21 protein-coding genes are annotated in these 23,657 nt (G+C 61.0%); 18 read left to right on the top strand and 3 right to left on the bottom strand.

Features of this window, described 5'->3' with window-relative positions; genetic code table 11:
• The first annotated feature begins 108 nt into the window (after positions 1-108).
• Positions 109-927: a shikimate 5-dehydrogenase gene (locus EC912_RS05230; protein ID WP_132142093.1), complete on the top strand. Its 819-nt coding sequence runs from the start codon at positions 109-111 to the stop codon at positions 925-927.
• A gap of 134 nt (positions 928-1,061) precedes the next feature.
• On the opposite strand, the gene EC912_RS05225 is transcribed toward EC912_RS05230, so the two are convergent.
• The 3 genes from EC912_RS05225 to EC912_RS05215 all read right to left on the bottom strand — a co-directional run bounded on the left by EC912_RS05225 (position 1,062) and on the right by EC912_RS05215 (position 3,198).
• Positions 1,062-1,559: a hypothetical protein gene (locus tag EC912_RS05225; protein WP_132142092.1), complete on the bottom strand. Its 498-nt coding sequence runs from the start codon at positions 1,557-1,559 to the stop codon at positions 1,062-1,064.
• Between the two features lie 110 nt (positions 1,560-1,669).
• Complete coding sequence (locus tag EC912_RS05220; RefSeq protein WP_132142091.1) at positions 1,670-2,590, bottom strand: RHS repeat-associated core domain-containing protein; 921 nt, start codon at positions 2,588-2,590, stop codon at positions 1,670-1,672.
• Between the two features lie 185 nt (positions 2,591-2,775).
• The gene (locus EC912_RS05215; RefSeq protein ID WP_132142090.1) at positions 2,776-3,198 is read right to left on the bottom strand and encodes a helix-turn-helix domain-containing protein; all 423 of its coding nucleotides are present in this window, start codon (positions 3,196-3,198) and stop codon (positions 2,776-2,778) included.
• Positions 3,199-4,010: 812 nt separating this feature from the next.
• Between EC912_RS05215 and tssB the strand changes: the two genes are divergently transcribed.
• The 17 genes from tssB (at position 4,011) to tagH (ending at position 23,626) form a co-directional block, all read left to right on the top strand.
• Positions 4,011-4,526: a type VI secretion system contractile sheath small subunit gene (gene tssB, locus EC912_RS05210; RefSeq protein WP_132142089.1), complete on the top strand. Its 516-nt coding sequence runs from the start codon at positions 4,011-4,013 to the stop codon at positions 4,524-4,526.
• 5 nt (positions 4,527-4,531) lie between these two features.
• The gene (gene tssC, locus EC912_RS05205; protein ID WP_132142088.1) at positions 4,532-6,025 is read left to right on the top strand and encodes a type VI secretion system contractile sheath large subunit; all 1,494 of its coding nucleotides are present in this window, start codon (positions 4,532-4,534) and stop codon (positions 6,023-6,025) included.
• Between the two features lie 86 nt (positions 6,026-6,111).
• The gene (locus EC912_RS05200; protein WP_132142087.1) at positions 6,112-6,615 is read left to right on the top strand and encodes an Hcp family type VI secretion system effector; all 504 of its coding nucleotides are present in this window, start codon (positions 6,112-6,114) and stop codon (positions 6,613-6,615) included.
• 107 nt (positions 6,616-6,722) lie between these two features.
• Positions 6,723-7,226: a type VI secretion system baseplate subunit TssE gene (tssE, locus tag EC912_RS05195; RefSeq protein ID WP_132142086.1), complete on the top strand. Its 504-nt coding sequence runs from the start codon at positions 6,723-6,725 to the stop codon at positions 7,224-7,226.
• 5 nt (positions 7,227-7,231) lie between these two features.
• On the top strand, positions 7,232-9,115 hold the full coding sequence (tssF, locus tag EC912_RS05190; protein WP_132142085.1) for a type VI secretion system baseplate subunit TssF: 1,884 nt from the start codon (positions 7,232-7,234) through the stop codon (positions 9,113-9,115).
• Positions 9,079-10,104 (top strand): type VI secretion system baseplate subunit TssG, encoded by a 1,026-nt coding sequence (gene tssG / locus EC912_RS05185; RefSeq protein ID WP_132142084.1) that lies wholly within the window; start codon positions 9,079-9,081, stop codon positions 10,102-10,104. The genes tssF and tssG overlap by 37 nt, the downstream gene beginning before the upstream one ends.
• A 66-nt stretch (positions 10,105-10,170) precedes the next feature.
• Positions 10,171-12,909 (top strand): type VI secretion system ATPase TssH, encoded by a 2,739-nt coding sequence (gene tssH / locus EC912_RS05180; RefSeq protein ID WP_132142083.1) that lies wholly within the window; start codon positions 10,171-10,173, stop codon positions 12,907-12,909.
• A gap of 547 nt (positions 12,910-13,456) precedes the next feature.
• On the top strand, positions 13,457-14,053 hold the full coding sequence (locus tag EC912_RS05170) for a hypothetical protein (protein ID WP_132142081.1): 597 nt from the start codon (positions 13,457-13,459) through the stop codon (positions 14,051-14,053).
• Positions 14,054-14,125: 72 nt separating this feature from the next.
• Positions 14,126-15,157, top strand: coding sequence for a hypothetical protein (locus tag EC912_RS05165; protein WP_132142080.1), 1,032 nt, complete (start codon positions 14,126-14,128; stop codon positions 15,155-15,157).
• Positions 15,158-15,205: 48 nt separating this feature from the next.
• Positions 15,206-16,198 (top strand): FYVE zinc finger domain-containing protein, encoded by a 993-nt coding sequence (locus EC912_RS05160; RefSeq protein ID WP_132142079.1) that lies wholly within the window; start codon positions 15,206-15,208, stop codon positions 16,196-16,198.
• A 65-nt stretch (positions 16,199-16,263) separates the two neighbouring features.
• Entirely contained in the window at positions 16,264-16,905 is a 642-nt protein-coding gene (locus EC912_RS05155) for a dual specificity protein phosphatase family protein (protein ID WP_132142078.1), read from the top strand.
• Positions 16,906-16,938: 33 nt separating this feature from the next.
• Positions 16,939-17,835 carry a hypothetical protein gene (locus EC912_RS05150; RefSeq protein ID WP_132142077.1) on the top strand — a complete coding sequence of 299 codons (897 nt, stop codon included), beginning with the start codon at positions 16,939-16,941 and terminating at the stop codon, positions 17,833-17,835.
• Positions 17,836-17,973: 138 nt separating this feature from the next.
• Positions 17,974-18,261 (top strand): PAAR domain-containing protein, encoded by a 288-nt coding sequence (locus tag EC912_RS05145; RefSeq protein WP_132142076.1) that lies wholly within the window; start codon positions 17,974-17,976, stop codon positions 18,259-18,261.
• A 101-nt stretch (positions 18,262-18,362) separates the two neighbouring features.
• Positions 18,363-19,640, top strand: a complete 1,278-nt coding sequence (locus EC912_RS05140) for a tetratricopeptide repeat protein (protein ID WP_132142801.1) — start codon at positions 18,363-18,365, stop codon at positions 19,638-19,640.
• A gap of 88 nt (positions 19,641-19,728) precedes the next feature.
• Complete coding sequence (locus EC912_RS05135) at positions 19,729-21,738, top strand: type VI secretion system Vgr family protein (RefSeq protein WP_132142075.1); 2,010 nt, start codon at positions 19,729-19,731, stop codon at positions 21,736-21,738.
• Between the two features lie 10 nt (positions 21,739-21,748).
• Positions 21,749-22,291 carry a DUF6931 family protein gene (locus tag EC912_RS05130; protein ID WP_132142074.1) on the top strand — a complete coding sequence of 181 codons (543 nt, stop codon included), beginning with the start codon at positions 21,749-21,751 and terminating at the stop codon, positions 22,289-22,291.
• 36 nt (positions 22,292-22,327) lie between these two features.
• The gene (tagH, locus tag EC912_RS05125; protein ID WP_132142073.1) at positions 22,328-23,626 is read left to right on the top strand and encodes a type VI secretion system-associated FHA domain protein TagH; all 1,299 of its coding nucleotides are present in this window, start codon (positions 22,328-22,330) and stop codon (positions 23,624-23,626) included.
• Positions 23,627-23,657: the final 31 nt, after the last annotated feature.

Raw genomic sequence — 23,657 nt, 5'->3', positions numbered from 1 at the left:
TTCCTTGATGGCATCCTGACAGGCTTTCCGGCCTTTTACGTGGCGCTGGGTATCGCGCGTCACGCTCGGTTGCCGGCCTGCACAGAGGCTTGTCACAGGAACGAATAAATGTCGAAAAGCATCAGCCGCGATACCAAGCTATGCATGTCGCTATCCGGACGCCCGGGCAATTTTGGTACGCGCTTTCACAATTTCCTGTACGACGCGCTGGACCTGGATTACGTCTACAAGGCATTCACTACCAAGGACCTGCCAGCCGCGATCGGCGGCATACGCGCACTGGGTATTCGCGGCTGTGCGGTCTCGATGCCATTCAAGGAAGCATGCATTCCGTTGCTGGACGAGATCGCCACGTCGGCGGCGGCCATCGAGTCGGTCAATACCATCGTCAACGACGACGGATTCCTGCGTGCATACAATACCGACTACATTGCGGTCGCTAAGCTGATCGAACAGCACCGCGTATCGTCGGACACGGTCCTTGCGCTGCGCGGCAGCGGTGGCATGGCCAAAGCGGTCGCCTGCGCGTTGCGCGACGCCGGCTTCAGGCAGGGCACCATCGTGGCACGCAACGAAGCGGCCGGTCGTAAGCTGGCCAACATGTGCGGTTACGCTTGGGCACCCGATACGCAGAACGTGCAGGCGCATCTGTTGATCAACGTCACGCCCATCGGCATGGAAGGCGGTCCCGACGCCGAACGTCTGGCTTTCAGTAGCGAACAGGTAGAGCAAGCAATGCTCGTGTTCGACGTCGTCGCGCTGCCGGCCGAAACGCCGTTGATCAAGCTGGCGCGGTCGAAGGGCAAGCCCGTGATTACCGGCGCCGAAGTGATCGCATTGCAGGCCGTGGAGCAGTTCGTGCTGTACACCGGCGTGCGACCCGACGATGAGTTGATCGCGCGTGCGGCGGCGCATGCTGGCGGCTGAGCTGAATCGAAGTTGGGCTCTCTGCAGTAGCGCGATGTTAGTGCATTCGTTCGGATCGCAACATGGGGGCAGGGTGGACTATCCCCGATTCCGTGGACAGTACGGGGCTGCCCCCAAGATGCGGTAAGTTTCACTTAATCGTCGTCGGAATGTACCTTGACCGTTTCATCGACAATGTCCGAAACCTTAGACACCACGGTACTGTCCAGCCCCGCATTGTCCGAGAGCGACGAAAGGAGTCGGCTGGTGCCCGATGTCAGGTCGACGATTACCGTGCAGGAGACATGATCGGCTACCTGAGTTGATGACGGGGCCGGAGGCGGCGCCACTTGCTTCGCTGCGACAGTTGTTGCTCGTGTGATTTCCGCCGCTGTATGAGTGAGCAAGGGATAGGTTTTCTGCCGATTGCCATCGTATACAAAGGACTGTGTTCCCCGTCGCCCTACGATCGCGTACGTCCCGGAGACATAGTCGCCACCCAACGTGACGAGAAGGATGGAGAGAGTGACGTTTTTTGGATGCTCAACTTCTCGAATGGCCTCAGCGACACGCTTTAGTGAATCGTCCGCGGACGCAATGCAGCCGCGATAGTCTCGTTCGACGTCGGCGAGGCGGGTAACTTCGTCGCGCACGCGCCCTAGCCGGGGATCGAGTCCGCGATCAGGCGGCGTTGCTCCAGCGCAGTAAGCTGGCATCGCTGTCAAGAGCGATAGTGTCGATATAAGTAATGATCTTGCGCTCACTAGTTTCCATCCACATTGTTGCGCCGCCCGGGCAGTTTTTTCTCGTCACGATAGCTATCTTCGATTTCACGTGCATTGTGCTCTCGTTCTTCTCGGGATCCAGAAGTATTTCCGGTGTCATTGTCGATAGCATGAGCAAATTCGTGAGAGATGACCTCTTCCTGGGAAAGCGGCGTCTTTGTAGGTTCCCCGCCTTTTGTTTCTGCCACGAGAACCGCCTCGCTGGACCGATTGATATAGATCGTTCCGCCACTTCCCTTCCCTGTTCCGCCATAGGATTTCTTCAGGGCGTCCTGCCATTGATCCGCTACTACGTGCGATTGACCGCCGTTTTTACTACTTACGTATATGTTCTCGACCCGAAACGTATTAGTCGAACCATTCAATCGCTCATATTGGCCGCGGACCACCGTACTTGACGCAACTGCGCGTTCAAGTAGCCGCTTAGCCCGATCGTTCGCAGGGACGACGACTCTTCCGTCAGGGTCGGGATTGCTGAGCGGATTATCGAACGCGTATGCGAATCTGTTGAGTGTCGCAGGAGTCCCAGGAACTGATGCAACAGGGTCAGTCGATAGAAATCGCCCGAGTTCAGGATCGTAGTATCTGGCTTGCATATAGATGAGGTCCGTATCCTCGTCTACTACATGCCCGGTATATCCGGCCCCTCTCTCTACATCCAGAACACCTTGTCCATAGGGCTTCTGATCTAGCCGTCTTATGATGTTGTTCTGCGCGTCAGTGACGACGAGTGGTGTGCCAAGCGGATTGGTCAGGTAGTACGTAACCTCTTCTGCATAGCAAGCGGCGGAAGCGAGGAACGTAGTGAGTACAGTGCCTGCCACTATCTTCAGTTTCTTCGTCCCAACCCCTTGTTGGTCCGGTGCCTTAAGCCAGCTTAGCGTGCAGGGTGTTGCCATGCGCGGCGGTACCCCCCCCTTAGCACTTGGAAGAATTTATGCTGTTTGCCGTTGGCAAAAGGTGCGCTCGATGTCGCGCAAATGGCGGCTCTGAAAGAGTTGATCGCTGTCGAGCCCGATTCCGACTGGAAGAAGAGGCTTCAGCGCCGGCTTGCCAAGCTGGACTAAGAACCTACCGGGGCCGCTTATGCGAAATCCAGAACACACTCATATCCGTCTTCGCGGTGTCGACAACGTTCCCGCCATTGCGCGGGTGAAACGCCGAATCGTGCCCGGAAAGAGCGCTGAAATTGCCGTTCCGATGCAAAGCCCAGTTCGTACAGCAACCAGGTGAGATTGCAGGAAGGGTGTTGCTGCAGGTGGTTATACGCAGCCGTCAGTCGCGAGTCGCGAATATAGCGGGTGATGCCGCCGACTTCGTCGAACAGCCGATAGAGAGTGGCGCGGGATAGACCGAACACTGCCTGGATCGATGCCGCGTCGAGTTCGCTGTCATCGAGGTTCTTTTCGATGTAGCTCTTGATGCGCCGATATCGCGGATCGATGGCGGGCATGAAGACGGATAACGATATCGCGTCGCCGCCGGGCATCGGACACGATAGGGCCACACCTGCTCCCACAGGCGGAAAGGCAAGGTTCGATCCGCATGATGCGAATGAGTGGGAGACAGGCGCGTTCAACGGCAGGATTCCTCTGGCTTGATGGACGAACTGGCGTGGCGTTACCTTTTGGGTAACAGCACCTGCCTATCCATGTATGCGCACGACGACGGCGAATCCCGCCATGCCGGATGGCGGTCCGCGATCGTAAAGTGGCCAGGGAGATGTTTTTGCCGATTTTGCAGAGAACTAATGCACTACTCGAGCGACATGAGGATGGTCGTTTCGAAAAGCTCCCGTTCGTTCCAGAGCGGATGACGATGGATCTCATCGGCCGGATGGGGCGCCATGTTCCTGCGCGCCTTTGCCAGCCATCGGTTGACGACGCTGGACATGCCTTCCGCGATTGCGGGGTAGGGGCCCGGCACTGTCTCCGGGTTCGGGAAGAATCTGCTCGTGGAAGACGATCTCGGACATGACGGGTAAGTCGGCGATGCAATGGATTGGCCGCCGCAACGCATGATTCGCGGAGTCGGAACGGCGCGAAACCGGGGTTGTCGCACGCTCCGTTGAGGGGCGAAGTGGCGGATGCTGCCCCTCGATCTACCGGCTCGGGCGACATCGGGCCTTCAGGTGAGACGAAATGACGGGTAAGTCGTGCGCGGGCGACCCTAGACTGGCAAACGAAAAATGGCGGGGTCCAGGCAGGGTCTTGTCGCTTGAATGACGTCATTATAAAGACGGCTATACGGCCGTAATGTCAGCATGCGCGAGCCGTCCGGCTCGCCACGAAACCGCGGAAGTTCGACGGGAGACTTCAAATGGCAACCCAGAGTAGTCAAAAGTTCATCGCCCGCAACCGGGCGCCGCGCGTGCAGATCGAGTATGACGTCGAGGTCTACGGCGCACAGAAGAAGGTACAGATTCCTTTCGTGATGGGCGTGATGTCCGACCTTTCCGGCGCCAATGCCGGTGAGCTTCCTTCGCTTGAAGAGCGCAAGGCACTGGAGGTCGATGTCGACAATTTCGACAGCCGCCTGCAGGCGATGAAGCCGCGCGTCTCCTTCGCCGTACCGAACACCTTGACGGGCGAAGGTAGCCTCAACGTGGATATTACGTTCGAGAGCATGGACGACTTTTCGCCCGCGGCCCTGGCGCGCAAGGTGGCACCGCTGGCCAGATTGCTCGAGGCGCGCACCCAGCTCGCCAATCTCGATACCTATATGGATGGCAAGGCCGGTGCCGAGAGCCTGATCGCGCAAGCGATCCGCGATCCGGCCTTGCTGCAGTCGCTGACATCGGCGCCGAAGCCTGACGACGGCAAGAACGGGGAGTGACGGACATGGCAACCGAAAAACTGGCTGTAGCCGGCGCCGAGGCTCAGACCCTCGACGCGGGCGATTTCGCGGCGCTGTTGAACAAAGAGTTCAAGCCCAAAAGCGAGCGCGCGAAAGAGGAAGTGGAGTCGGCCGTACGCACGCTCGCCGAGCAGGTGCTGAGCCGCGCCGACGTAGTCACTGAAGATGTCTCGCAGACGATCAAGGCCTATATCGCCGAGATCGATCGCAAGCTCAGCGAGCAGCTCAACCAGATCATGCACCAGGCGGACTTCCAGCAACTGGAAAGCGCCTGGCGTGGTCTGCACTATCTGGTGAACAACACCGAGACGGATCAGCAGTTGAAGATCCGCGTGCTCAACATCTCCAAGAAAGACCTCGGCAAGGTGCTCAAGCGTTACAAGGGCACCGCCTGGGATCAGAGCCCCATCTTCAAGAAAGTTTACGAGGAAGAGTACGGCCAGCTAGGCGGCGAGCCGTACGGCTGCCTGGTCGGCGACTACTACTTCGACCAGAGTCCGCCCGATGTCGAGCTGTTGAACGGCATTGCCCAGGTGGCGGCGGCAGCGCATGCGCCATTTATCGCGGCGGCTGCGCCCCGGCTGATGGGCATGGATAGCTGGACCGAACTGGCCAACCCGCGCGACCTCGCCAAGATATTCTCGACGCCCGATTACGCCGCGTGGCGCTCGCTGCGCGAGTCGGAAGACTCCAAATACATCGGTCTGGCGATGCCGCGCACCTTGTCGCGGTTGCCTTATGGCGCCACGACCAACCCGGTGGAAGAGTTCGATTTCGAAGAAAACACCACCGGCGCCGATTCGTCGAAATACACCTGGCAGAACGCAGCCTACGCCATGGCGGTGAACATCAATCGATCGTTCAAGGCTTATGGCTGGTGCTCGCGTATTCGCGGAATCGAGTCCGGCGGTGCCGTGGAAGGTCTGCCCACGCATACCTTCCCGACCGACGACGGTGGCGTGGACATGAAGTGTCCCACCGAAGTCGCTATCACCGACCGTCGTTCGGCCGAGCTGGACAGAATGGGTCTGATGCCTCTGGTGCATCGGAAGAATTCGGACATGGCGGCCTTTATCAGCGCACAGTCGCTGAACAAGCCCGATGAGTACGACGACCCTGACGCCACGGCCAATGCGGCGCTTGGCGCACGTCTTCCCTATATGTTCGCTTGCTGCCGCTTCGCGCATTACCTCAAGTGCATCGTGCGCGACAAGATCGGCTCGTTCAGCGATCGCGAGCAGATGCAAAGCTGGCTGACGCGCTGGGTCACCAACTACGTCGACGGCGACCCGTCCAACTCCAGCGAAGACACCAAGGCACGCAAGCCTCTGGCTGCGGCGGAAGTCGTGGTCGAGGAAGTGGAGGGCGCACCGGGTTACTACTCGTCGAAGTTCTTCCTCAAACCGCACTACCAGCTCGAGGGATTGACCGTGTCGTTGCGGCTGGTATCGCGTCTGCCATCCGCAGCCAAGGCCTAATCGAAACATATCGCAGAAGACATCGCCGGCCGGCATCACGGCCGGCGGCTATAGCCAACTAACGTTTGCACCAGAGGAGCGGTTTCATGGCATTCGACATGCACATCAAGTTCGGGACCGGCAAGGTCAAGATCGAAGGCGCGTCCAATCACAAGAAGCACAAGGGCGAGGTGCCGATCCTGGCCTGGTCGTGGGGCACCAGCAACTCCGGCGATCTGCATAGCGGCGCTGGCTCCGCCAGTGGCGGCAAGGCGCACGTGCAGGACATCTCGATCACCAAGTACGTGGACGGCTGCTCCAACGCATTGATCGATGCTTGCTGCACCGGTGGCCGCGTCGATGACGCGTGGCTCTACGTCACCAATGCGACGGGCGAGCAGAGCGACTTCCTCACCATTGAACTGAGTGAAGGCGTGCTGGTGACCTCGGTATCCACCGGCGGTTCCGGTGGTGAAGACCGACTGACCGAGAACATCACGCTGCACTTCGGCAAGTTCAAATACAGCTTCCAGCCGCAGGACGACAAGGGCACGGCGAAGGGCGGCGCGAAGGAGTTCACGTACGACATTCAGGGCGTCGCGAAGATCTGATCGGCTGCGACATAAACGTGGCGGGACATCCGTCCCGCCCCTCGATTCCATCACTGCCACCGGGCCGCGGAACGTGTTCGACGGCGCGTGAACAGCCGGAGCGCATCGTGGCCGAACTGACGACCCAGGAACGATTGCAGCCCTCGTTACTCGACCGGCTGACCGACGACGAGCCGGGGCGCAGCGAAGAGAGTCGCGAGCGCCGTGTCATCTCCGCCGCGCGTTTGCGTGAGTGCGTGACGCGCGATCTGTCCTGGTTGCTCAACTGCGTCAATCTGGGCACACACCAATCGCTGGACGACTATCCCGAGGCCGTGCGTTCGGTGCTCAATTTCGGTATCCCCGACCTGGCCGGCGCTGCGTTGGTCGGAATCGATGCCAGCGTCCTGCAGCAACGGATCAAGGAAGCCATCGTGACCTTCGAGCCACGGCTCGTCGCCAGCACGTTGCGCGTCACGGTGCGTACGGATGGAACACGCATGGATCGCAAATCGCTGGTGTTCGACATCGAATCGGAGATGTGGGCCCAGCCGCTGCCTCTGAACCTCTATCTGAAGACCGAAGTGGACCTGGAAACGGGCCGGCTCGATGTCACGGAGGGCTACGGCTGAATCGTATGGATCCGCGCCTGCTGCGTTACTACAACCGTGAGCTGCAGCACGTCCGCGAGATGGGCGGCGAGTTCGCGCGCGATTATCCGAAGATCGCCGGCCGCCTCGGCCTGGAAGGGTTCGAGTGCGCCGATCCGTACGTGGAACGCCTGCTGGAGGGCTTTGCCTTCCTCGCGGCACGCGTGCAACTCAAGCTCGACGCGCAATATCCCGTATTCACCCAGCATCTGCTGGAGATGATCTACCCGCACTACCTGGCGCCGGTGCCGTCGATGGCGGTGGTGCAACTGCAGCCCGATCTGAAGGAAAGCACCCTGGCGACTGGCTGCCGCGTGCCGCGTCATACGTCGTTGCGCAGCCTGATCGCCGGCGACGAGCGCACCGCATGCGAATACCGCACCGCGCACGAAGTGACGCTGTGGCCGCTGGCGTTGAGTGAAGCCAAGTACCTGGAAACACCCGCGGCCATCGCCGCCGCTGGCATCGACGTGCCGGCTGGCCGGACCGTTCGCGCTGCCCTGCGCCTGAAGTTCGAGACGCAGGCTGGCGTGCAGGCGGGCATGCTGGCGCTCGACGCGCTTCCGGTGTTCATAGCCGGCGCCGATGAACTACCGAAACAGATCTACGAACAACTTCACGGCAACGCCGTGGGCTATGTGGTGCGTGCGACCGGCGCGAGCGGGCCGATCAGCCAGTACCGCGATGGCCGCGACATTCGCCAACGCGGCTTCGCCGATGAGGAAGCGCTGATTCCCTACGACGGGCGCTCATTCTCCGGTTACCGCTTGCTACAGGAATACTTTGCCTGTCCCGAGCGCTTTCTGTTCGCCGAATTCACCGGTCTGCACAGCTTGCTGCAGCGGGCGCAGGGACATGCGTTCGAGATCGTCGTGCTGTTCGATCGCAGCGTCGCCAGCCTGCACAACACAGTGAGTGCGGATCACTTTCGCCTGTTCTGCACACCGGCGATCAATCTGTTTCCGCGCCGTGCCGACCGCGTCCATCTCGCGACGGGCAAGACCGAGTATCACATCCTCGCCGACCGCACGCGGCCGATGGATTTCGAGATTCACAGCGTCGGCGAGGTCGATGGTTTCGGCGACCGGCAGGAACCCGAGCAGCGCTTTCTGCCCTTCTACGGCGGCGATACGCGCAGCTGGCACAGTCGTCACGCCGCTTTCTATACGGTGCGCCGCGAGCCGCGCCTGCTATCGGCGCGGCAACAACGGCAGGGTGCACGGTCCAGCTACGTTGGCAGCGAACTATACGTATCGCTGGTGGATGCGGCGGATGCGCCCTATGCCACCGGTCTGCGTCAGCTCGGCATGCAGCTGATGTGCACCAATCGCGATCTGCCGTTGCACATGCCGGTGGGCAAGTCGCATACCGATTTCACGCTCGAGGCCGGAGTGCCGGTGGAGCGCGTGCGCTGTGTTGCCGGTCCGACCCGGCCGCGCGCCGCGACGGCCACCGGCGAGACCGCCTGGCGCCTACTCAGCCACCTTCAACTCAACTATCTGTCGTTGTTCGAGGACGGCAGCGGGCAGGGCGCGGCAGCGTTGCGCGAAATGCTGGCCCTGTATTGCGATCCCTTCGACGCGGCGGCACTGCGTCAGGTCGAGGGCATCAAGTCGGTCGCCGCGCAGCCGATCGTGCGGCGCATTCCGGTACCCGGCCCGATCGCCTTCGGTCGAGGGCTGGAGGTCACGCTTACCTGCGAGGACAGCGCCTTCGAAGGCACCGGCGCCTATCTGCTCGGCGCGGTGATGCAGCACTTCTTCGCACGCTACGTTTCGGTGAACTCGTTCACCGAAACCGTGTTGCGCACCCTGGAACGAAACGAGGTCGCCCGATGGCCAGCCCGGCTCGGTACACGGCAGATCCTGTAGCGCTGGAACAGGCGCTGCGGAAACAGCCCGAGGCCTTCGAATTTTTCGAGGCGCTTCGTGCGATCGAGTGCGCGTTTCCCGGGAAGCCGCGGCTGGGGCGTTCGGCCAGACCGTCGGACGATCCGGTGCGGCTGCGCCATACGCCGTCGTTGAGTTTCGCACCACGCAGCATCGATCGTTACGAACCGGGCGGCGACAACCGGCCCGGCCGGCTGTACGGGCTTTTCCTCGGCCTGTTCGGACCGAATGCGCCGTTGCCGCTGCACTTCACCGAATATGCAATGGATCGCAAGCTCAATGCGAAGGACGGTGCCTTCGTCGCCTTCGCGGACATTTTCCATCACCGCATGCTGAGCCTGTTCTACCGGGCATGGGCGGATGCGCAGCCCACGGTGCAGTTCGATCGGCCCGACGAGGATCGCTTCCGACTCTACGTTGGTGCGTTGATTGGTCTGGCCACGCCGCACCTCGAAGAGCGCGACGCGCTGCCGGACCACGCCAAGCGTTTCTTTGCCGGCCGTCTGTTGCAGCTGGCGCGTAATGCCGAAGGACTGCGCGGATTACTCGAACGTTTCTTCAGCGTTCCCGTGCAAGTCGTCGAATTTGTCGCCGAATGGATGCCGCTTCCACGCGATGCGTATTGCCGGTTGGGAGCGGATCGTGAGGTGGCCGAGCTGGGCCGCACGGCGGTACTGGGCGCGCAGGTGCGCGGTTGCCAGCAACGCTTCCGGCTACGCCTGGGGCCGCTGGACCGGGCGACCTTTCAGCGCCTTCTTCCTGGCGGCGAAACCTTGCGGCAACTGGCCGCCACCGTCAGAACCTTCGTCGGCGACGAGAAATCCTGGGACTTGCAGTTGGTGTTGAAGGCGGACGAGGTGCCGGTCGTTCGCCTGGGTCAGGCCGGGCGAATGGGTCTGGATAGCTGGCTGGGGCAGCGCGCGTGGAGCATTGCCGACGCCGACGACGTGGTGTTGCGACCGTCGGGATAGGGCGCTCGATACGGGCATCGAAACAGTGTGGATTGGCGCATCATCAAAACATAGGAAGAAGCATTCATGGCCGACATCAGTCGCAGCGCCTTGTTCGGCAAGCTCAACAAGCTTGCCTACCGCGGCATCGAAAGCGCTACGGTGTTCTGCAAGCTGCGGGGTAACCCGTATGTGGAACTGGTGCATTGGGTCCACCAGATCCTCCAGCTGCAGGATTCGGATCTGCACCGCATCGTCAAGCAATTCAATCTGAATCCATCGAACCTGGCGCGCGATGTCACCGATGCGCTGGATCGTCTGCCGCGCGGTTCCAGCACCATCTCCGATCTTTCCGCCAACGTCGAGGAAGCCGTCGAGCGCGGCTGGGTATTCGCCACGCTGATGTTCGGCGAGGCGCAGGTGCGCACCGGTTATCTGATCGTCGGCGTGTTGCGCACGCGTCATCTGCGCAATGTACTGGTGGCGATCTCCGCGGAGTTCGACAAGATCAAGCCCGAAGCGCTGGTCGAGCGGTTCGCCGAGGTCGTTTCGGGTTCGCCCGAAGACGGCCAGCACGCCAGCGACGGTTTTCACATGGGTGGTGCCACGCCTGGCGAAGCCAGCGGGGCGATGGGCCCGGCGCAGATGGGCAAGCAAGAGGCGCTTAAGCAGTTCACGGTCGATCTGACGGAACAGGCGCGCAGCGGCAAGATCGATCCCATCGTCGGCCGCGACGAGGAAATTCGTCAGGTCGTCGACATTCTTATGCGTCGTCGACAGAACAACCCGATGCTCGTCGGCGAGGCGGGTGTGGGCAAAACGGCCGTGGTCGAAGGTTTCGCGCTGCGCATCGTCGCCGGCGACGTGCCGCCTCAGCTCAAGGACGTGGAGCTGCGTACGCTCGATGTGGGCTTGTTGCAGGCTGGCGCGAGTATGAAAGGCGAGTTCGAAAACCGCCTGCGCCAGGTCATCGAGGAAGTACAGTCCTCGCCCAGGCCCATCATCCTGTTTATCGACGAAGCGCACACGCTGGTCGGTGCGGGCGGGGCGGCAGGCACCGGCGATGCGGCCAACCTGCTCAAGCCGGCACTTGCGCGCGGTAACCTGCGCACCGTCGGCGCGACCACCTGGGCCGAATACAAGAAACATATCGAGAAGGACCCCGCACTTACCCGTCGCTTCCAGACCGTGCAAGTGGACGAGCCCAGCGAAGAGAAAGGCATTCTGATGATGCGCGGCGTCGCCAGCGTGATGGAGAAACATCATCGCGTGCAGATCCTCGACGAGGCGCTGGAAGCTGCCGTCAAACTGTCGCATCGCTATATTCCCGCGCGACAACTGCCCGACAAAGCGGTAAGCCTGCTCGATACGGCCTGCGCGCGCGTCGCTATCAGCCAGCATGCGGTGCCGCCGGAAGTGGACGACACGCGCAAGCGCATTCAGGCACTGGAAACCGAGCTGGGCATCATCGGTCGCGAAAAAACGGTGGGTGTGGATGTCGCCGAGCGGGAGGCGTCCGCCAGCGAGAAGCTGGCGACGCAGAAGACACGATTGGAAAAGCTCGATGCCGACTGGCAAGCCGAGAAGGTGCTGGTCGAGCAAATCCTCGCCATCCGCGCCAGGCTGCGCGGCGACCTGGCGCCGGTGGAAGGCACTGGCAGCCAGCTGGAACAGGCGGCGAATGCGGAAGCCGATGCCGAGGCCATCGCGCCGACACCCGCACTGAGCGACGCCGAACGTTCCGCATCACTGGACGAGCTAAAGGGCTTGCAGATAGAACTCGCCGAGTTGCAAGGCGAGCATCCGCTGATCCTGCCGACGGTAGATTACGTCGCCGTTGGCGCCGTGGTCGCCGACTGGACGGGCATACCGGTCGGCCGCATGGTCAAGAGCGAAATCGAGACCGTGATGAACCTGGCGAAGTTGATGGGTACACGAGTCATCGGCCAGGACCACGCGATGGAGATGATCGCCAAACGCATACAAACCTCTCGCGCCGGACTCGACAATCCCAACAAGCCTATCGGCGTCTTCATGCTCGCCGGCACCTCCGGCGTCGGCAAAACCGAAACCGCGCTGGCACTGGCCGAAGCGCTGTATGGCGGCGAACAAAACCTCATCACCATCAACATGAGCGAATTCCAGGAAGCTCACACCGTCTCGACACTCAAGGGTGCGCCACCCGGCTATGTCGGCTACGGCGAAGGCGGCGTACTCACCGAAGCCGTGCGCCGCAAGCCGTATAGCGTGGTGTTGCTGGACGAAGTGGAAAAAGCCCACCCCGATGTCCACGAGATTTTCTTTCAGGTCTTCGACAAGGGCGTGATGGAAGACGGCGAAGGTCGCTCCATCGACTTCAGGAACACCCTGATCCTGCTCACCACCAATGCTGGCACCGACGTCATCGCGGACCTGTGCAAGGACCCGAAGCAGATGCCAGATCATGAGGGAATGGCTAAGGCGTTGCGTGATCCGTTGCTGCGAATTTTCCCGCCAGCGTTGCTGGGGAGGCTGGTAACGATTCCGTACTACCCGTTGAGTCCGGAGATGCTGGGACAGATCGTCAAGCTACAGCTCAACCGGATCAAGAAGCGGATCGAGGGGCGCTACAAGATTCCGTTCGAGTACGACGACGACGTGGTGAAGCTGGTGGTCAGTCGTTGCACCGAGAGTGAGTCGGGCGGACGCATGATCGATGCGATTCTGACCAATAGCATGCTGCCGGATGTCAGTCGTGAATTTCTAACGAAAATGATGGACGGTAGACCGATAACGGGTGCCCGAGTGCATATAAGTGATGGGGCATTCTCTTACGTATTCGACTAGTTAAGTGGGTGAAATAGTGGCCGCTTCTTTAGCGCTACTTTGTTCAATTTGTCGATTGACAAGAGGTAAAACAAAATGGGAACTCCAGTATGTAATGTATGCGGTGTCGCCGCTCGTGGTCTTGTCGGCAAGAGCGTCGATGGAGAAGACAATCGTCACAAGAAATGTGGCGACCAGGCGCTGGTTGTGTTGGCCGATCTCGAAAAGGGTCAAAAAAAGTCAGCGCAAATAGCAGAGGGAAAGGAGAAGTCCGCCGCACGCAAGGAGGTAACGGGGCGCTATCGCCAGGGAAATCACGACAGCCTTACAAAGCCGAACGTAAGGGGAGGTGCAAAAGGGGATCGGCATGATCACGGCCGCCGGCAGAACGGATCGGCGGGGGAAAAGGGCTCCGGGTGACACGAACGGCGAAGGTTTTATCCGCGAATTTCCGCGAACCGGAACGTAGGTGTTATCCGAAGCAGTCGGGTGCTATGCCCTGTCGGGCAATCTGAAATAGCTATCCAACGAAGCGAAATTTTTCGAAGTGGGGTCACGGACGCAGCTCATGTCTATAAGCGCTGAAGAAATGCAATGGCGAAGCCAGGGTGGAGCAACGGACGTCTTCGGCCGTCGCTATGACCGCACGCAGGTCATGATGAAGAAGCATTATCGCGGCGAGGACAATCCTGGTCCAAGGCAGACCCGCTACCTGTCTCCATTGGAACGCGACGATCAGCAGATCAGCTTTCTGAGCGGTTGCGTGCATTGGATGAATCGCCCGTTCGCCAGACCCAGCGATGGGCTTGCGCCGGGCGACTACATTTATGTGATTACCGTGGATGGCAATTTCTTAGCCATCGAGCAGCAACCCACGGACATGCGTGAAGTCCATCATTCGACGATTCCCTCCGGCAAGGGGCTGATCTGTGCCGGTCACATGACTGTTGGGATATCGCACAGGCTGGTGAAAGTGGACAACAACAGCGGCCACTACATGCCAGATCTTTCCTGCTTACTCAAGGCGGTCTATCTGTTGAGAAAGAGCGGTTGCGCGATTGATAACTTTGCCGTCGGTTATGTGCCGCCCGTAGGGTACGGCTCTCCTTCCATGCTGGACTACGACACCGCCCGGGATTTTCTGATCCATGCTCCTTATAGCTGACGCTTGCAACGGATAGGTTGGGCATGGTCATCGTGCCTGGTTTGCGGCGTCGTATCGCACCGGAGATACAAGATGAGCAAGGATTCAAAGACCAGGGTGGTTGAGACCCTTGGCTTCGTGAAGAACTATCCCGGTGTGGCATATAACCTTCGGCACGTGGCGGCTGATTACGGATCGACCTGGATCAAAGGCAACTTCGCCTCGAAGATAACCTTCGATGCTTTTAGTAACGGACTCTCGCAGCGGAACAACCAGAATGCGGGTAATGACACCGATCGCAAGAGGCGGCGCGCCTGCATGTTGCTGTCCACTGTGCTGTGCCAACCGCTGGTCGAGAAGACCGGCTATCTGACCCTGCCTGCGGGAAACCTAGACGCAAAGCTGAGAGAGTTGATCGAAAAAACCTACTGGGCCGGCGACACCAGCGGTACCGCTTGTTTTGACTTGCTCCACAACGGGTTACTGAGTGATCCGGTCAGATGGCTGAACCATAACGAGTTGCTGGTTTCCGGAAACGATTCCCCCGGAAAAATTGCTTGTCATTTTAGCTATGACGGGGGGCTCAATCGATTCTGTATCGAGCCCATGACTGCGCTAAGAAAACAACATGGATGCTATTTCGAGGCCATCCAGATACCAGCGATCGCGTGGCATGACTCGATAGTCGGAGCAAGCGACCATTCGCAGATGACCGGCGTGGCTCTGGGTGGTAATGCCGACATCATGATTACCACCCAGATGACCGGTTGCAGTCTGGCTTACAAACTTGCGGGCGATGGCAAGGTCTATGCCGCGCATGCTTATCCCGATGCCAGAAATGGCGATGTCTCCAAGCGAAAGACAGGGCGCAGGCTGGCCAGAGAGTTAGTGGGTCAGAAAGGGGCCACAGCAGCTGATTTTTCGAATGCCGCTGGAGGTGCCATGGAGGTCTACGGACCCACGGGGGATGGCGTCGACGGCTATGACCACAGGACAAACAAGCTCTATATCGTCGGCGTAAGACGCGCGGGCGCATGGAAGATTTATGGTCAACATATAGCCACGGCTGATCGGTCTATCAGGGTTTACCGGCTGTACCCGACGCCGGTCGTCAGGAAGCCCTGAGGGCCCGGCAAACTGCTATTGAGGCTGAGTGATCCGCGGAAGATCCGAATGGGCCTTTACTCGTTATTCCAGCCAGAGGCTTTTCACTCGCCGAAGGTCTGGTCAGGCGCGGGCCATGAGAAATCACATTTCATTTGCAAGGAATTGGATGTGCCTACGTTGAGTCCATTGGTAATGCAGGTTATTCAGAACCAGGTCGGCAACCTGTATCGCGCGGGGGATTGGGGCCAGCTCGCATGCTGGAACTGGGCGTTGACCGGGTGTTATCACAGCGCCGTCTGGCCCTCTCTTATGTTTGACTATGTGACAACGGGTCTGGACGGAAGAAACTCGCTGGATCATCACGGGCGCAGCTGGTTCCGTAATCAGGCCAACGCCGACCGGTTGGGCCAGGTACAAGGGACATGGGTGATGACCGCCAGCGACACCCCGGATGCTGCGCGCACGGTCGCCGTCGATGCAGTGATGCGGCTGGCCATTGAAGCGAATGGCCTGACGCTCTCGGCTGCCGGCGGTACGGCCGTGACTCCGTATCGGCTATTTGTTGAGTACAAGACACGAATGGATGGCGGAGCGGCGGGCGATTTGCCGCCATCTTTCCACCATATGTGGATCGATGTGCACGGCCGTGCGATCGAGTTGTTCCCGGGGATGTCGAATATTCAGATTTACCAGGGACGTCAGCCCATCGATATGGCGAGATTCGCCGTTTGGGATTGCTATTTGACAGGCCTGCACCAGCGTCAGGTCGACCGGATCGTCAAAGTAATAAGAGATGCCAGGGCGAACTGGACGGTCGTCCCCGCGGTACCTGCAACGAGGCAGCCGTGGATCGTCGATGCTACGCGGGCCGGTTGCCTGTGGTGCGGCGTGATATTCAGCACCTTGCGACGACGCCACCATTGCCGACGTTGCGGCGAGATTTTTTGCGATTCCTGCTCCAGCTTCACGCGCGCTGTAGTCAATCCGGCCACTCGCCCCGGCGACCAGGCCGCAGGCCTGCAGAACGACGCGCGAGTTTGTGTTCGCTGCAATGGGTGATTCGCAGCGAACGGGACGATGGCGGGCCGAGGCCCATTCCACGTAACAGTACTGAGGTGACGCTCATGCCAGAGCTTAAGGGGTGGACTATTTCGGTGGAAAACGGCGGCGGCACGTTGAGCAGTGGCAATAAATTCATCGTGTTCGGTAAAAGGGCGTACGCCAAGGACCACACCGAAGGCTGGTATCGGATAGACATATCGCAGACGTTTCATGGCCAGGCCGAGGACGTGGCAACGGTGACGGTGCCCCGCTTCATGTCGGCGGCGGACCTGGTCCATAGGGAAGTAAAAAACGGGGGCGTGGTCACCATGCATTGCGCAAACGGCAATAGCCGTACGTCGTTCGTGTTGATCGTCTACCTGATGCGCCACGAGGGGTTTACCTGGGATGAGGCATCGCAGCTCATATCCGACGGGCAAACAGAGCGCCCCGACATCGTCTTCAATATCAATGCGGGTGGGCACAACGGCCCCTACTCCACGTGGGTAAAGGAATATTCGCAAAACGGGAAGCTGATGGATCGCGCCGATTCGTCCTACTACATCGAAACCTTTTCGCAAGTCCGATGCGAGCCGAAAGAGAACAAGGCCGTATTCGAGATCATGAAAACCCACCGACCAAAGAAGATGAGGGCGGGGGAGCAGGAACGCATCGACGTGTTCGATGGGGCATTGGGGCTGCTCGCCCTGGGCGCTACACAGTAATAGAGCATGGGGTGGGCGCAGGAGTACGAGTGAATGGTTGCGATGTATAACCACCAGCAGTGGATCACCGATACGGGAATCGGCGGCAAGCCGCGCAGTAGCTTGCTGAAAAGCCTGGATCGTTGCGTGGCACGGCTATCGCCGAACAACCCCTCGATCAACGAGATCAAGGACGCTTTGGTGGCGTTCAACGCCTGGGCCGATGCCAAGCTACAGAAGGGGTCTGTGGGACTGTTGCCCAACCTGCAGCCGCCAGCCAATGCGCGCGATGCCAACGGTGCATTTTCCAGACTTCTGGCGCAACTGTATCTGGCGTACCTCTATGCGGATCCCGTGGAATTTCTGACTAACTACACCTTGAACGAGGCCGGTCAATCCGTTTCCAGCGTGCAGACCCTGCTCGCCTACTCGGAGGCAAGCGAACAGCATGCCGGCGTTATCGCGCCTGCGCCGTGGCGCAACCGACTCAGGATCACCAGCGTCTCTTTGGCCAATGGACTGGCACAGGAGCCGGTCGATGTATTCAATGTACGAATGATCAAGGCATCCGAGGCAGTTAACTACGCCTCCATCGAATCGGCGTATCTCCCCACGAACGTCGAGTTCATGACCACGGGCAAGCTCAGCGGATGCTGTTTCGCTGCCTACCGGGAAGGAAGTACGGTCTTCGTAGCGCATATCCAGCCGCGCCATAACCAGTCGGGAGTCGCGCTGAAGGCCGCCATCGACGCGAATGGCAGCTTTGATACGCGGTCGCTCGACGGGGTCCGTACTTTTGGCGTGGGGGACTACGGCGTTGCAGGCGGTGGTGGCATGGGTGGGTACGCCATGGTGATCGGGGTGCGCCGTCGCGATAGTTGGGAACTATACGGACAGGATCTGGGACTTAACACCAACGGTCCACCCGTCAAAGTGGTCCGTATCGTTTGAGCGACATGCCTTGGGTTGGGCGCTCTTGACGGGAGTGGGCGCTGAACCGTTGAGACAATCTGCCGGGTGCCGGCCCTTTCGCGATGAGAGCATCCGGTCAACCACGTGACCGTATCAACCAGAGTTCGCCGAAACGTCATGCAACCCGCCGCCCGGCTCACCGATCTTCATGTCTGCCCGATGGTGACGGGCATCGTTCCGCATGTCGGCGGCCCCATCTCCGCGCCCGGCGCGCCGAAGGTACTGATTGGCGGCCTTCCGGCAGCGCGCATCAGCGATATGGCGGTATGCGTGGGGCCGCCGGATTCGATTGTGATGGGATCGCCGAAGGTGTTGATTGCCGGACTGCCGGCGGCGCGCGTTGGCGACAGCACGGCGCATGGCGGGGTGATCGTGTTGGGTTGTTTCAAGGTGTTGATCGGTTGAATGGCGGGGCGAGCGAAATGAATAGGACTGCCGATGTCGTTCGTGTGAAATCGCGGGCACGCGAGAGTGCGCCGCGCTATGTCGCGATATTGCAGCAGGCCATGCAGGCACATCAGTCGGATGAGCTGGATACGGCGGAGCGGCTGTATCGCGAGGTGCTGGATCTGCACCCGGCGCAGCCGGATGCGCTGCACTACCTCGGCATGCTGTGTCATCAGCGCGGCCGCGGCGACGATGCCGTGGAGCTGATTCGCCAGGCATTGACGATCACGCCGACACATCCGGACGCGCATAACAATCTCGGCAATATCCACAAGGAATGCGGTCGCCTGGCCGATGCCGAAGCCTGTTACCGGCTTGCGCTGGCGTATGGTCCGGAGCATTACAACGCGCAGAGCAATCTCGCGGTGGTGCTGGAGGCGCAAGAGCGGCTGGATGAGGCGTTCGAAGCCTATGCCCGGCTGCTTGAACAGGTGCCGCAGTTTGCGCATGGCCACTATTTGCTCGGCTTGTTCCTGCGCAATCACGCGCAGCACGAAGAACACATCGAACAGGCCATCGAATGTTTTCGTTCGGCCCTGCGACTGGATGAGCGCAACGTGCGCGCACTGGAATCGCTGGGGGTGGCCTTGTACATGCTGGGGCGTCATGACGAAGCCATTGCGGTGTACCGCGACTGGATGACGCGCGAGCCGGAAAATCCCGTTCCACGGCACATGCTGGCAGCCTGCGGCGGTGCGGAGGCGCCGCCACGCGCGGACGACGCATACGTGCGCGACGTGTTCGACGGCTTCGCCGAAAGCTTCGACGAGCAGTTGCTGAAAAACCTCGACTATCGTGCGCCGCAACTGCTGGCCGACGCCCTGGCACCGAGGCTGAGCGCTCCATCGCGGATGCTGGATGTGCTCGATGCCGGCTGCGGTACCGGGTTGTGCGCACCGCTGCTACGGCCTTATGCGCGCCGCCTGGTCGGAGTGGACCTGTCCGGTGGCATGGTGGAGAAGGCGCGCCGGCGAGGCGGTTACGACGCGCTGGTCGTGGGCGAGTTGACGGCTTATCTCGAAGATCGTCCCGACGCTTTCGACCTGGTGGTCTCTGCCGACACGCTGGTGTATTTCGGTGCTCTGGGGACGGTCGCCATCGCGGCGCATCGCGCACTGCGCCGAGGCGGCTGGCTTGCCTTTACCGTGGAAGCGCTGGACGGAGAGGACGACCGCGTGGAGCTCGGCGTCAGCGGCCGCTACCGCCATTCCGCATGGCACGTGCGCCTGGCATTGGCGGGGGCTGGCTTCGCCGAGGTGCATCTGGCATCCGACACGCTGCGCAAAGAGGGCGGTCAGCCCGTGCATGGCTGGGTGGTGCTGGCACGTACCGGTTGAGACGAATTGTCGGCTGCCGCACGTGGGTTTATGTGAGTATCGGCCAGCGTCGCCGTGGCCTGGCGGCAGATCTTTTCTGGACTCACTGATGGCGCGCACGATCACGCTGCAATCGGATCTCGGCGACCAGCTGCTGTTCGCCGCCATGGACGCCAGCGAGGCGTTAGGGCGACTGTTTTCGTTTCGCCTGAAACTGCTCGGCAAGGACGCGCACATCGACCTGCGCAAGCTGCTGGGTACCTCGATGACGGTGCGTCTTGAGACGCCGGATGGGTACAAGCGCTGGTTCAACGGCATCGTGGCGGACATCGCGCAGACCGGTTTCACCACCGTCGACAAGCTGAGTTACGCGGTCTATCAGGCGACGCTGGTGCCCAAGCCGTGGCTGCTGACCCATCGATACGACTGCCGCATCTACACCGACATGAGCGTGCCGGAGATCGTGCGCACGGCGCTGAGCGAGGTCGGCTACAGCGATGTGAAACTGAGCCTCAGTGGCAGCTATCCCAAGCGGGAATACTGCGTGCAGTACCGCGAGGACACTTTCAACTTCATCAGCCGGCTGCTGGAGCAGGAAGGCATCTATTACTTCTTCAGTCACGGTGCCCATGCGCACACCATGGTGCTGGCCGACGCACTGGGCGCACACGCCCGGCACCGGCCGTTCGATACGCTGCCTTACGTGCCTCCCGCGCAACAAGGCAACCGCACCATCGCGGCGGTAAGCGAGTGGCGCCTCGAACGTGGCGTGCATCCCACCCGCTATCAGTTGACCGACTACGATCCGCTGCGTCCGCGTGCCTCGCTGCTGGCTGGCGAAGAGATCGGCCATGCAGCCGACTGTCACCCCGTGTCGGGACTGGAGGTATTCGACTTCCCCGGCAGCCATGTCGCGGTGGACGTCGGCCAGCACTATGCGCAGGTGCGCGCGGAAGCGCATAACGCGCAGCGCGCCCGCTACACCGGTCGTACCGGCGCCTGTGGCCTGGAAGTCGGTGCCTTGTTTGGCCTGACCGACGCGCCGCGTCGCGAATGGAGTCAGGAATATCTGGTGATCGCTGCGCGGACGCATCTGGAGGAATCCGGTTACGCATCGGGCGACAGCGGCGGCGAACCGTTCTCCTGCGATTTCGAAACGATCGAGAGCAAGCTGCCGTTCCGTAGCCTGCCGCAGGCGGTCAGGCCCACGATCGCCGGTTTGCAGACGGCGATCGTGACCGGCGAGAGCGACGAGGACATTGCCGTCGATCAGCACGGCCGCATCCAGGTCACCTTTCACTGGAACAGGCCGGACAAGCCGAACGCGAAGAACTCCTGCCCGGTGCGCGTAGCCTCGTCATGGGCCGGCAAGAACTGGGGGATGCAAACCATCCCGCGCGTAGGCCAAGAAGTGGTGGTGAGCTTCCTCGAAGGCGACCCGGACCGGCCGCTGGTGATCGGCAGCGTCTACAACGCCGATCACATGCCGCCCTATGCGTTGCCGGACAACAAGACGCAGAGCGGTATCAAATCCCGCAGCCACGCCGGCGGTGGCGCGGAGGATGCCAACGAGATCCGCTTCGAGGACAAGAAAGGCAGCGAGGAAATGCTGCTGCACGCGCAGAAAGATATGCGCGAAGAAGTGGAGCACGACCATGTGGTGGCGATCGATCACGACGAAACCATCACGATCAAGAACGACCAGAGCATGGACGTGCAGCACGACCGCAAGCACAAGGTCGGCAACAACAATACGCTCGACGTGACGGTCAATGGCACTACCACCATCGGGCAGAAGTTCAAGCTGGATGCCGGCACCGAAATCGAGCTGGTGACCGGTGCGTCCAGCCTCGTGATGAAGAGCTCGGGCGAGATCGAGATCAGGGGCATTAACGTCACCATCGTCGCGCAGTCGGCGCTGAAGATGGAAGGGCAGGTACAGGTGAACATCAAGGCGGGCGTCACCATGGACGTCGGCGCAGGCGCGAGCCTCAAAGTGCATTCGGACGCGATGCTGCAGGTGGAAGGGGGAGCGAAGGCCGACGTCAAGGCGCCGATGCTGTCCCTGAATGGCGAAGGCATCGCGCAGCTGGCCGGTGGCCTGATCATGATCGGGTGAGGGAAGACGCATGAGCGCGGTATGGCAGGCATGCGAACAGATGGCCGTCTCCGACGAGGCCCGCGGACGGTTGGCTCCGGAGATGGCGCCGCAAGTCGCCGTGCGGACGCTGCTGCAGGCGGGCGAGTCGGGGGATGCGCTGAAACTGATGGCGCGTCTGTTGCCGCGCCGGTACGTGGTGGCGTGGCTGTGCCAGTGCGCGCGCGGCGAAACGCTGGAGCCGGAAGATCGCGCGGGTGCGTCGCTGGCCGAAAAGTGGGTGCGCGAACCCAGCGAGGCCAATCGCCGTGCCGCGTTTGAATTTGCCCATTCCGGCGGCTATCGCACGATCGGTGCGTGGCTGGCGGCGGCGGCCGGTTGGTCGGGCGGTAGCCTGGCACCGGCGAATCAGGAAACACCGGTGCCGCCAGCCGAACATCTCACGGCGCGCGCCGCGGTCGCCGCGCTCAATCTGCTGGCGGCGCGGGATACGGAGCGATTCGACGCGCGTCGAATCGCCTTCGTCGAGCATGCGCTTGGACTGCTCGCCGATGCCGGACAGGAAGGCGCATGAAGCCGCATCGGCAACACTCATGAGGAAGAACGCAGCATGTCGACGTCGCAGAACCTGATTCTTACCGTGGCCGGCCGGCAAGCAGCGCAGTTCGGCAGCGGTGCCAGCATGACCTTCGAAAGTCGTGGCGGCAGCATCGGTCGTGCCGACGAGAGCGACTGGGTGCTCGGCGCGCCGGGCGTGTCGCGTACTCATGCGGTCGTGCGTTATCTCAACGGCATGTACTTCATCGAGGATCGCAGTACCAACGGCATGCTGCTCAACGGAGCGCCGCTGGCGAAGGGCGATCCGGCAGCGCTCGGCGACGGCGACAGGCTGCAGCTCGACACGTTCGAGATCGAAGTGCGCTTGCAGTTGGCAGGGGCTGTTTCCGTCGTACCCGCCGCCACACAGGACTTGCCGGCTGTGTTGCCAACCAGCGCAGGTGGCGGCGATCCTTTCGATATCGATCGGGGCTGGCCTGCGATGCCTTCGCCATCGCAGGCACCGCCAGGCGGCGGATTGCTGGACGACGGTTTCCTGGCCGGCATCGGCGTGGGTCATCCTGCGAGCGAACTGGATCCGCTACGCATGTTCGATGCGGCCCCAGAAAAACCCATGAGCGATGCATCCATCGGCGACATGGGGTGGAGCCATACGTCAGGTGCCGCGGACCACTTCCAGCCGCCGAAGACGATCGAGTTGCGCGAGGCCCACGCGCTGCCGGAAAACTGGGATCTGACGATGGGCGACTTCGCCCCGCCTGCCGGGGCACCCGCCGCGGTGGTCGAACCACCCGCCGTCGCAACCCCCGCGCCACCATCGGATGCACCCCTGCCGCCGGAGTTGGCGCGGATCTTCGACATCGTTGTCGAAGGGGTGATGGAAGTCCTGCGCGCGCGCGCGGAAATCAAGAATATCTTTCGTCTGCCGGTGACGATCATCCAGCGCTCCGAGAACAATCCGCTGAAGTTCGCCGCTACGCCCGAAGAGGCGATCCAGAAAATCATGGCGCCGACCAGCGCGGCCTTTCTGTCTGGCACGGCGGCGTTCGACGACGCCTTCGACGACATTCGTTGCCACCAGATGGCGATGCTGGCGGGCATGCGCGCTGCTTTCGAGTCGCTGCTGTTCCATTTCAGTCCCGATCGTTTCGAGCAGGAAGTGGATGGCTCCGGCAAACGCTCGGCCTTCGCGGGCAAGGGGCGCTATTGGGAGCGATATCGCGAGAACTTCGAAGGTCTGGCGAAAGACCCGGACGAGTGCTTCCGCCGACTGTTCGGCGATGAGTTCGCGCGTGCCTACGAGGCGCAACTGGCGCGGTTGAAAACAGCGCGGCGTACTGCCAAGCGCTAGTCGACCCCGCGTACCCGACGCTGCGGGAAGC

The organism is Luteibacter rhizovicinus (assembly GCF_004342265.1).
Taxonomy (GTDB): domain Bacteria; phylum Pseudomonadota; class Gammaproteobacteria; order Xanthomonadales; family Rhodanobacteraceae; genus Luteibacter; species Luteibacter rhizovicinus_B.
This window is presented reverse-complemented; position numbering and strand designations above follow the sequence as displayed.

What these genes read in the sequence shown, in the direction of transcription:
- EC912_RS05155 (WP_132142078.1), top strand. Translation starts at nt 16,264, where the DNA reads ATGCCAGAGCTTAAGGGGTGGACTATTTCGGTGGAAAACGGCGGCGGC.
- EC912_RS05165 (WP_132142080.1), top strand. Translation starts at nt 14,126, where the DNA reads ATGAGCAAGGATTCAAAGACCAGGGTGGTTGAGACCCTTGGCTTCGTG.
- tssF (WP_132142085.1), top strand. Translation starts at nt 7,232, where the DNA reads ATGGATCCGCGCCTGCTGCGTTACTACAACCGTGAGCTGCAGCACGTC.
- tssH (WP_132142083.1), top strand. Translation starts at nt 10,171, where the DNA reads ATGGCCGACATCAGTCGCAGCGCCTTGTTCGGCAAGCTCAACAAGCTT.
- EC912_RS05150 (WP_132142077.1), top strand. Translation starts at nt 16,939, where the DNA reads ATGGTTGCGATGTATAACCACCAGCAGTGGATCACCGATACGGGAATC.
- EC912_RS05135 (WP_132142075.1), top strand. Translation starts at nt 19,729, where the DNA reads ATGGCGCGCACGATCACGCTGCAATCGGATCTCGGCGACCAGCTGCTG.
- EC912_RS05130 (WP_132142074.1), top strand. Translation starts at nt 21,749, where the DNA reads ATGAGCGCGGTATGGCAGGCATGCGAACAGATGGCCGTCTCCGACGAG.
- tssG (WP_132142084.1), top strand. Translation starts at nt 9,079, where the DNA reads ATGGCCAGCCCGGCTCGGTACACGGCAGATCCTGTAGCGCTGGAACAG.
- tssC (WP_132142088.1), top strand. Translation starts at nt 4,532, where the DNA reads ATGGCAACCGAAAAACTGGCTGTAGCCGGCGCCGAGGCTCAGACCCTC.
- tagH (WP_132142073.1), top strand. Translation starts at nt 22,328, where the DNA reads ATGTCGACGTCGCAGAACCTGATTCTTACCGTGGCCGGCCGGCAAGCA.
- tssB (WP_132142089.1), top strand. Translation starts at nt 4,011, where the DNA reads ATGGCAACCCAGAGTAGTCAAAAGTTCATCGCCCGCAACCGGGCGCCG.
- EC912_RS05140 (WP_132142801.1), top strand. Translation starts at nt 18,363, where the DNA reads ATGCAGGCACATCAGTCGGATGAGCTGGATACGGCGGAGCGGCTGTAT.
- EC912_RS05200 (WP_132142087.1), top strand. Translation starts at nt 6,112, where the DNA reads ATGGCATTCGACATGCACATCAAGTTCGGGACCGGCAAGGTCAAGATC.
- EC912_RS05145 (WP_132142076.1), top strand. Translation starts at nt 17,974, where the DNA reads ATGCAACCCGCCGCCCGGCTCACCGATCTTCATGTCTGCCCGATGGTG.
- EC912_RS05170 (WP_132142081.1), top strand. Translation starts at nt 13,457, where the DNA reads ATGTCTATAAGCGCTGAAGAAATGCAATGGCGAAGCCAGGGTGGAGCA.
- EC912_RS05230 (WP_132142093.1), top strand. Translation starts at nt 109, where the DNA reads ATGTCGAAAAGCATCAGCCGCGATACCAAGCTATGCATGTCGCTATCC.
- EC912_RS05160 (WP_132142079.1), top strand. Translation starts at nt 15,206, where the DNA reads ATGGGCCTTTACTCGTTATTCCAGCCAGAGGCTTTTCACTCGCCGAAG.
- EC912_RS05220 (WP_132142091.1), bottom strand. Translation starts at nt 2,590, where the DNA reads ATGGCAACACCCTGCACGCTAAGCTGGCTTAAGGCACCGGACCAACAA.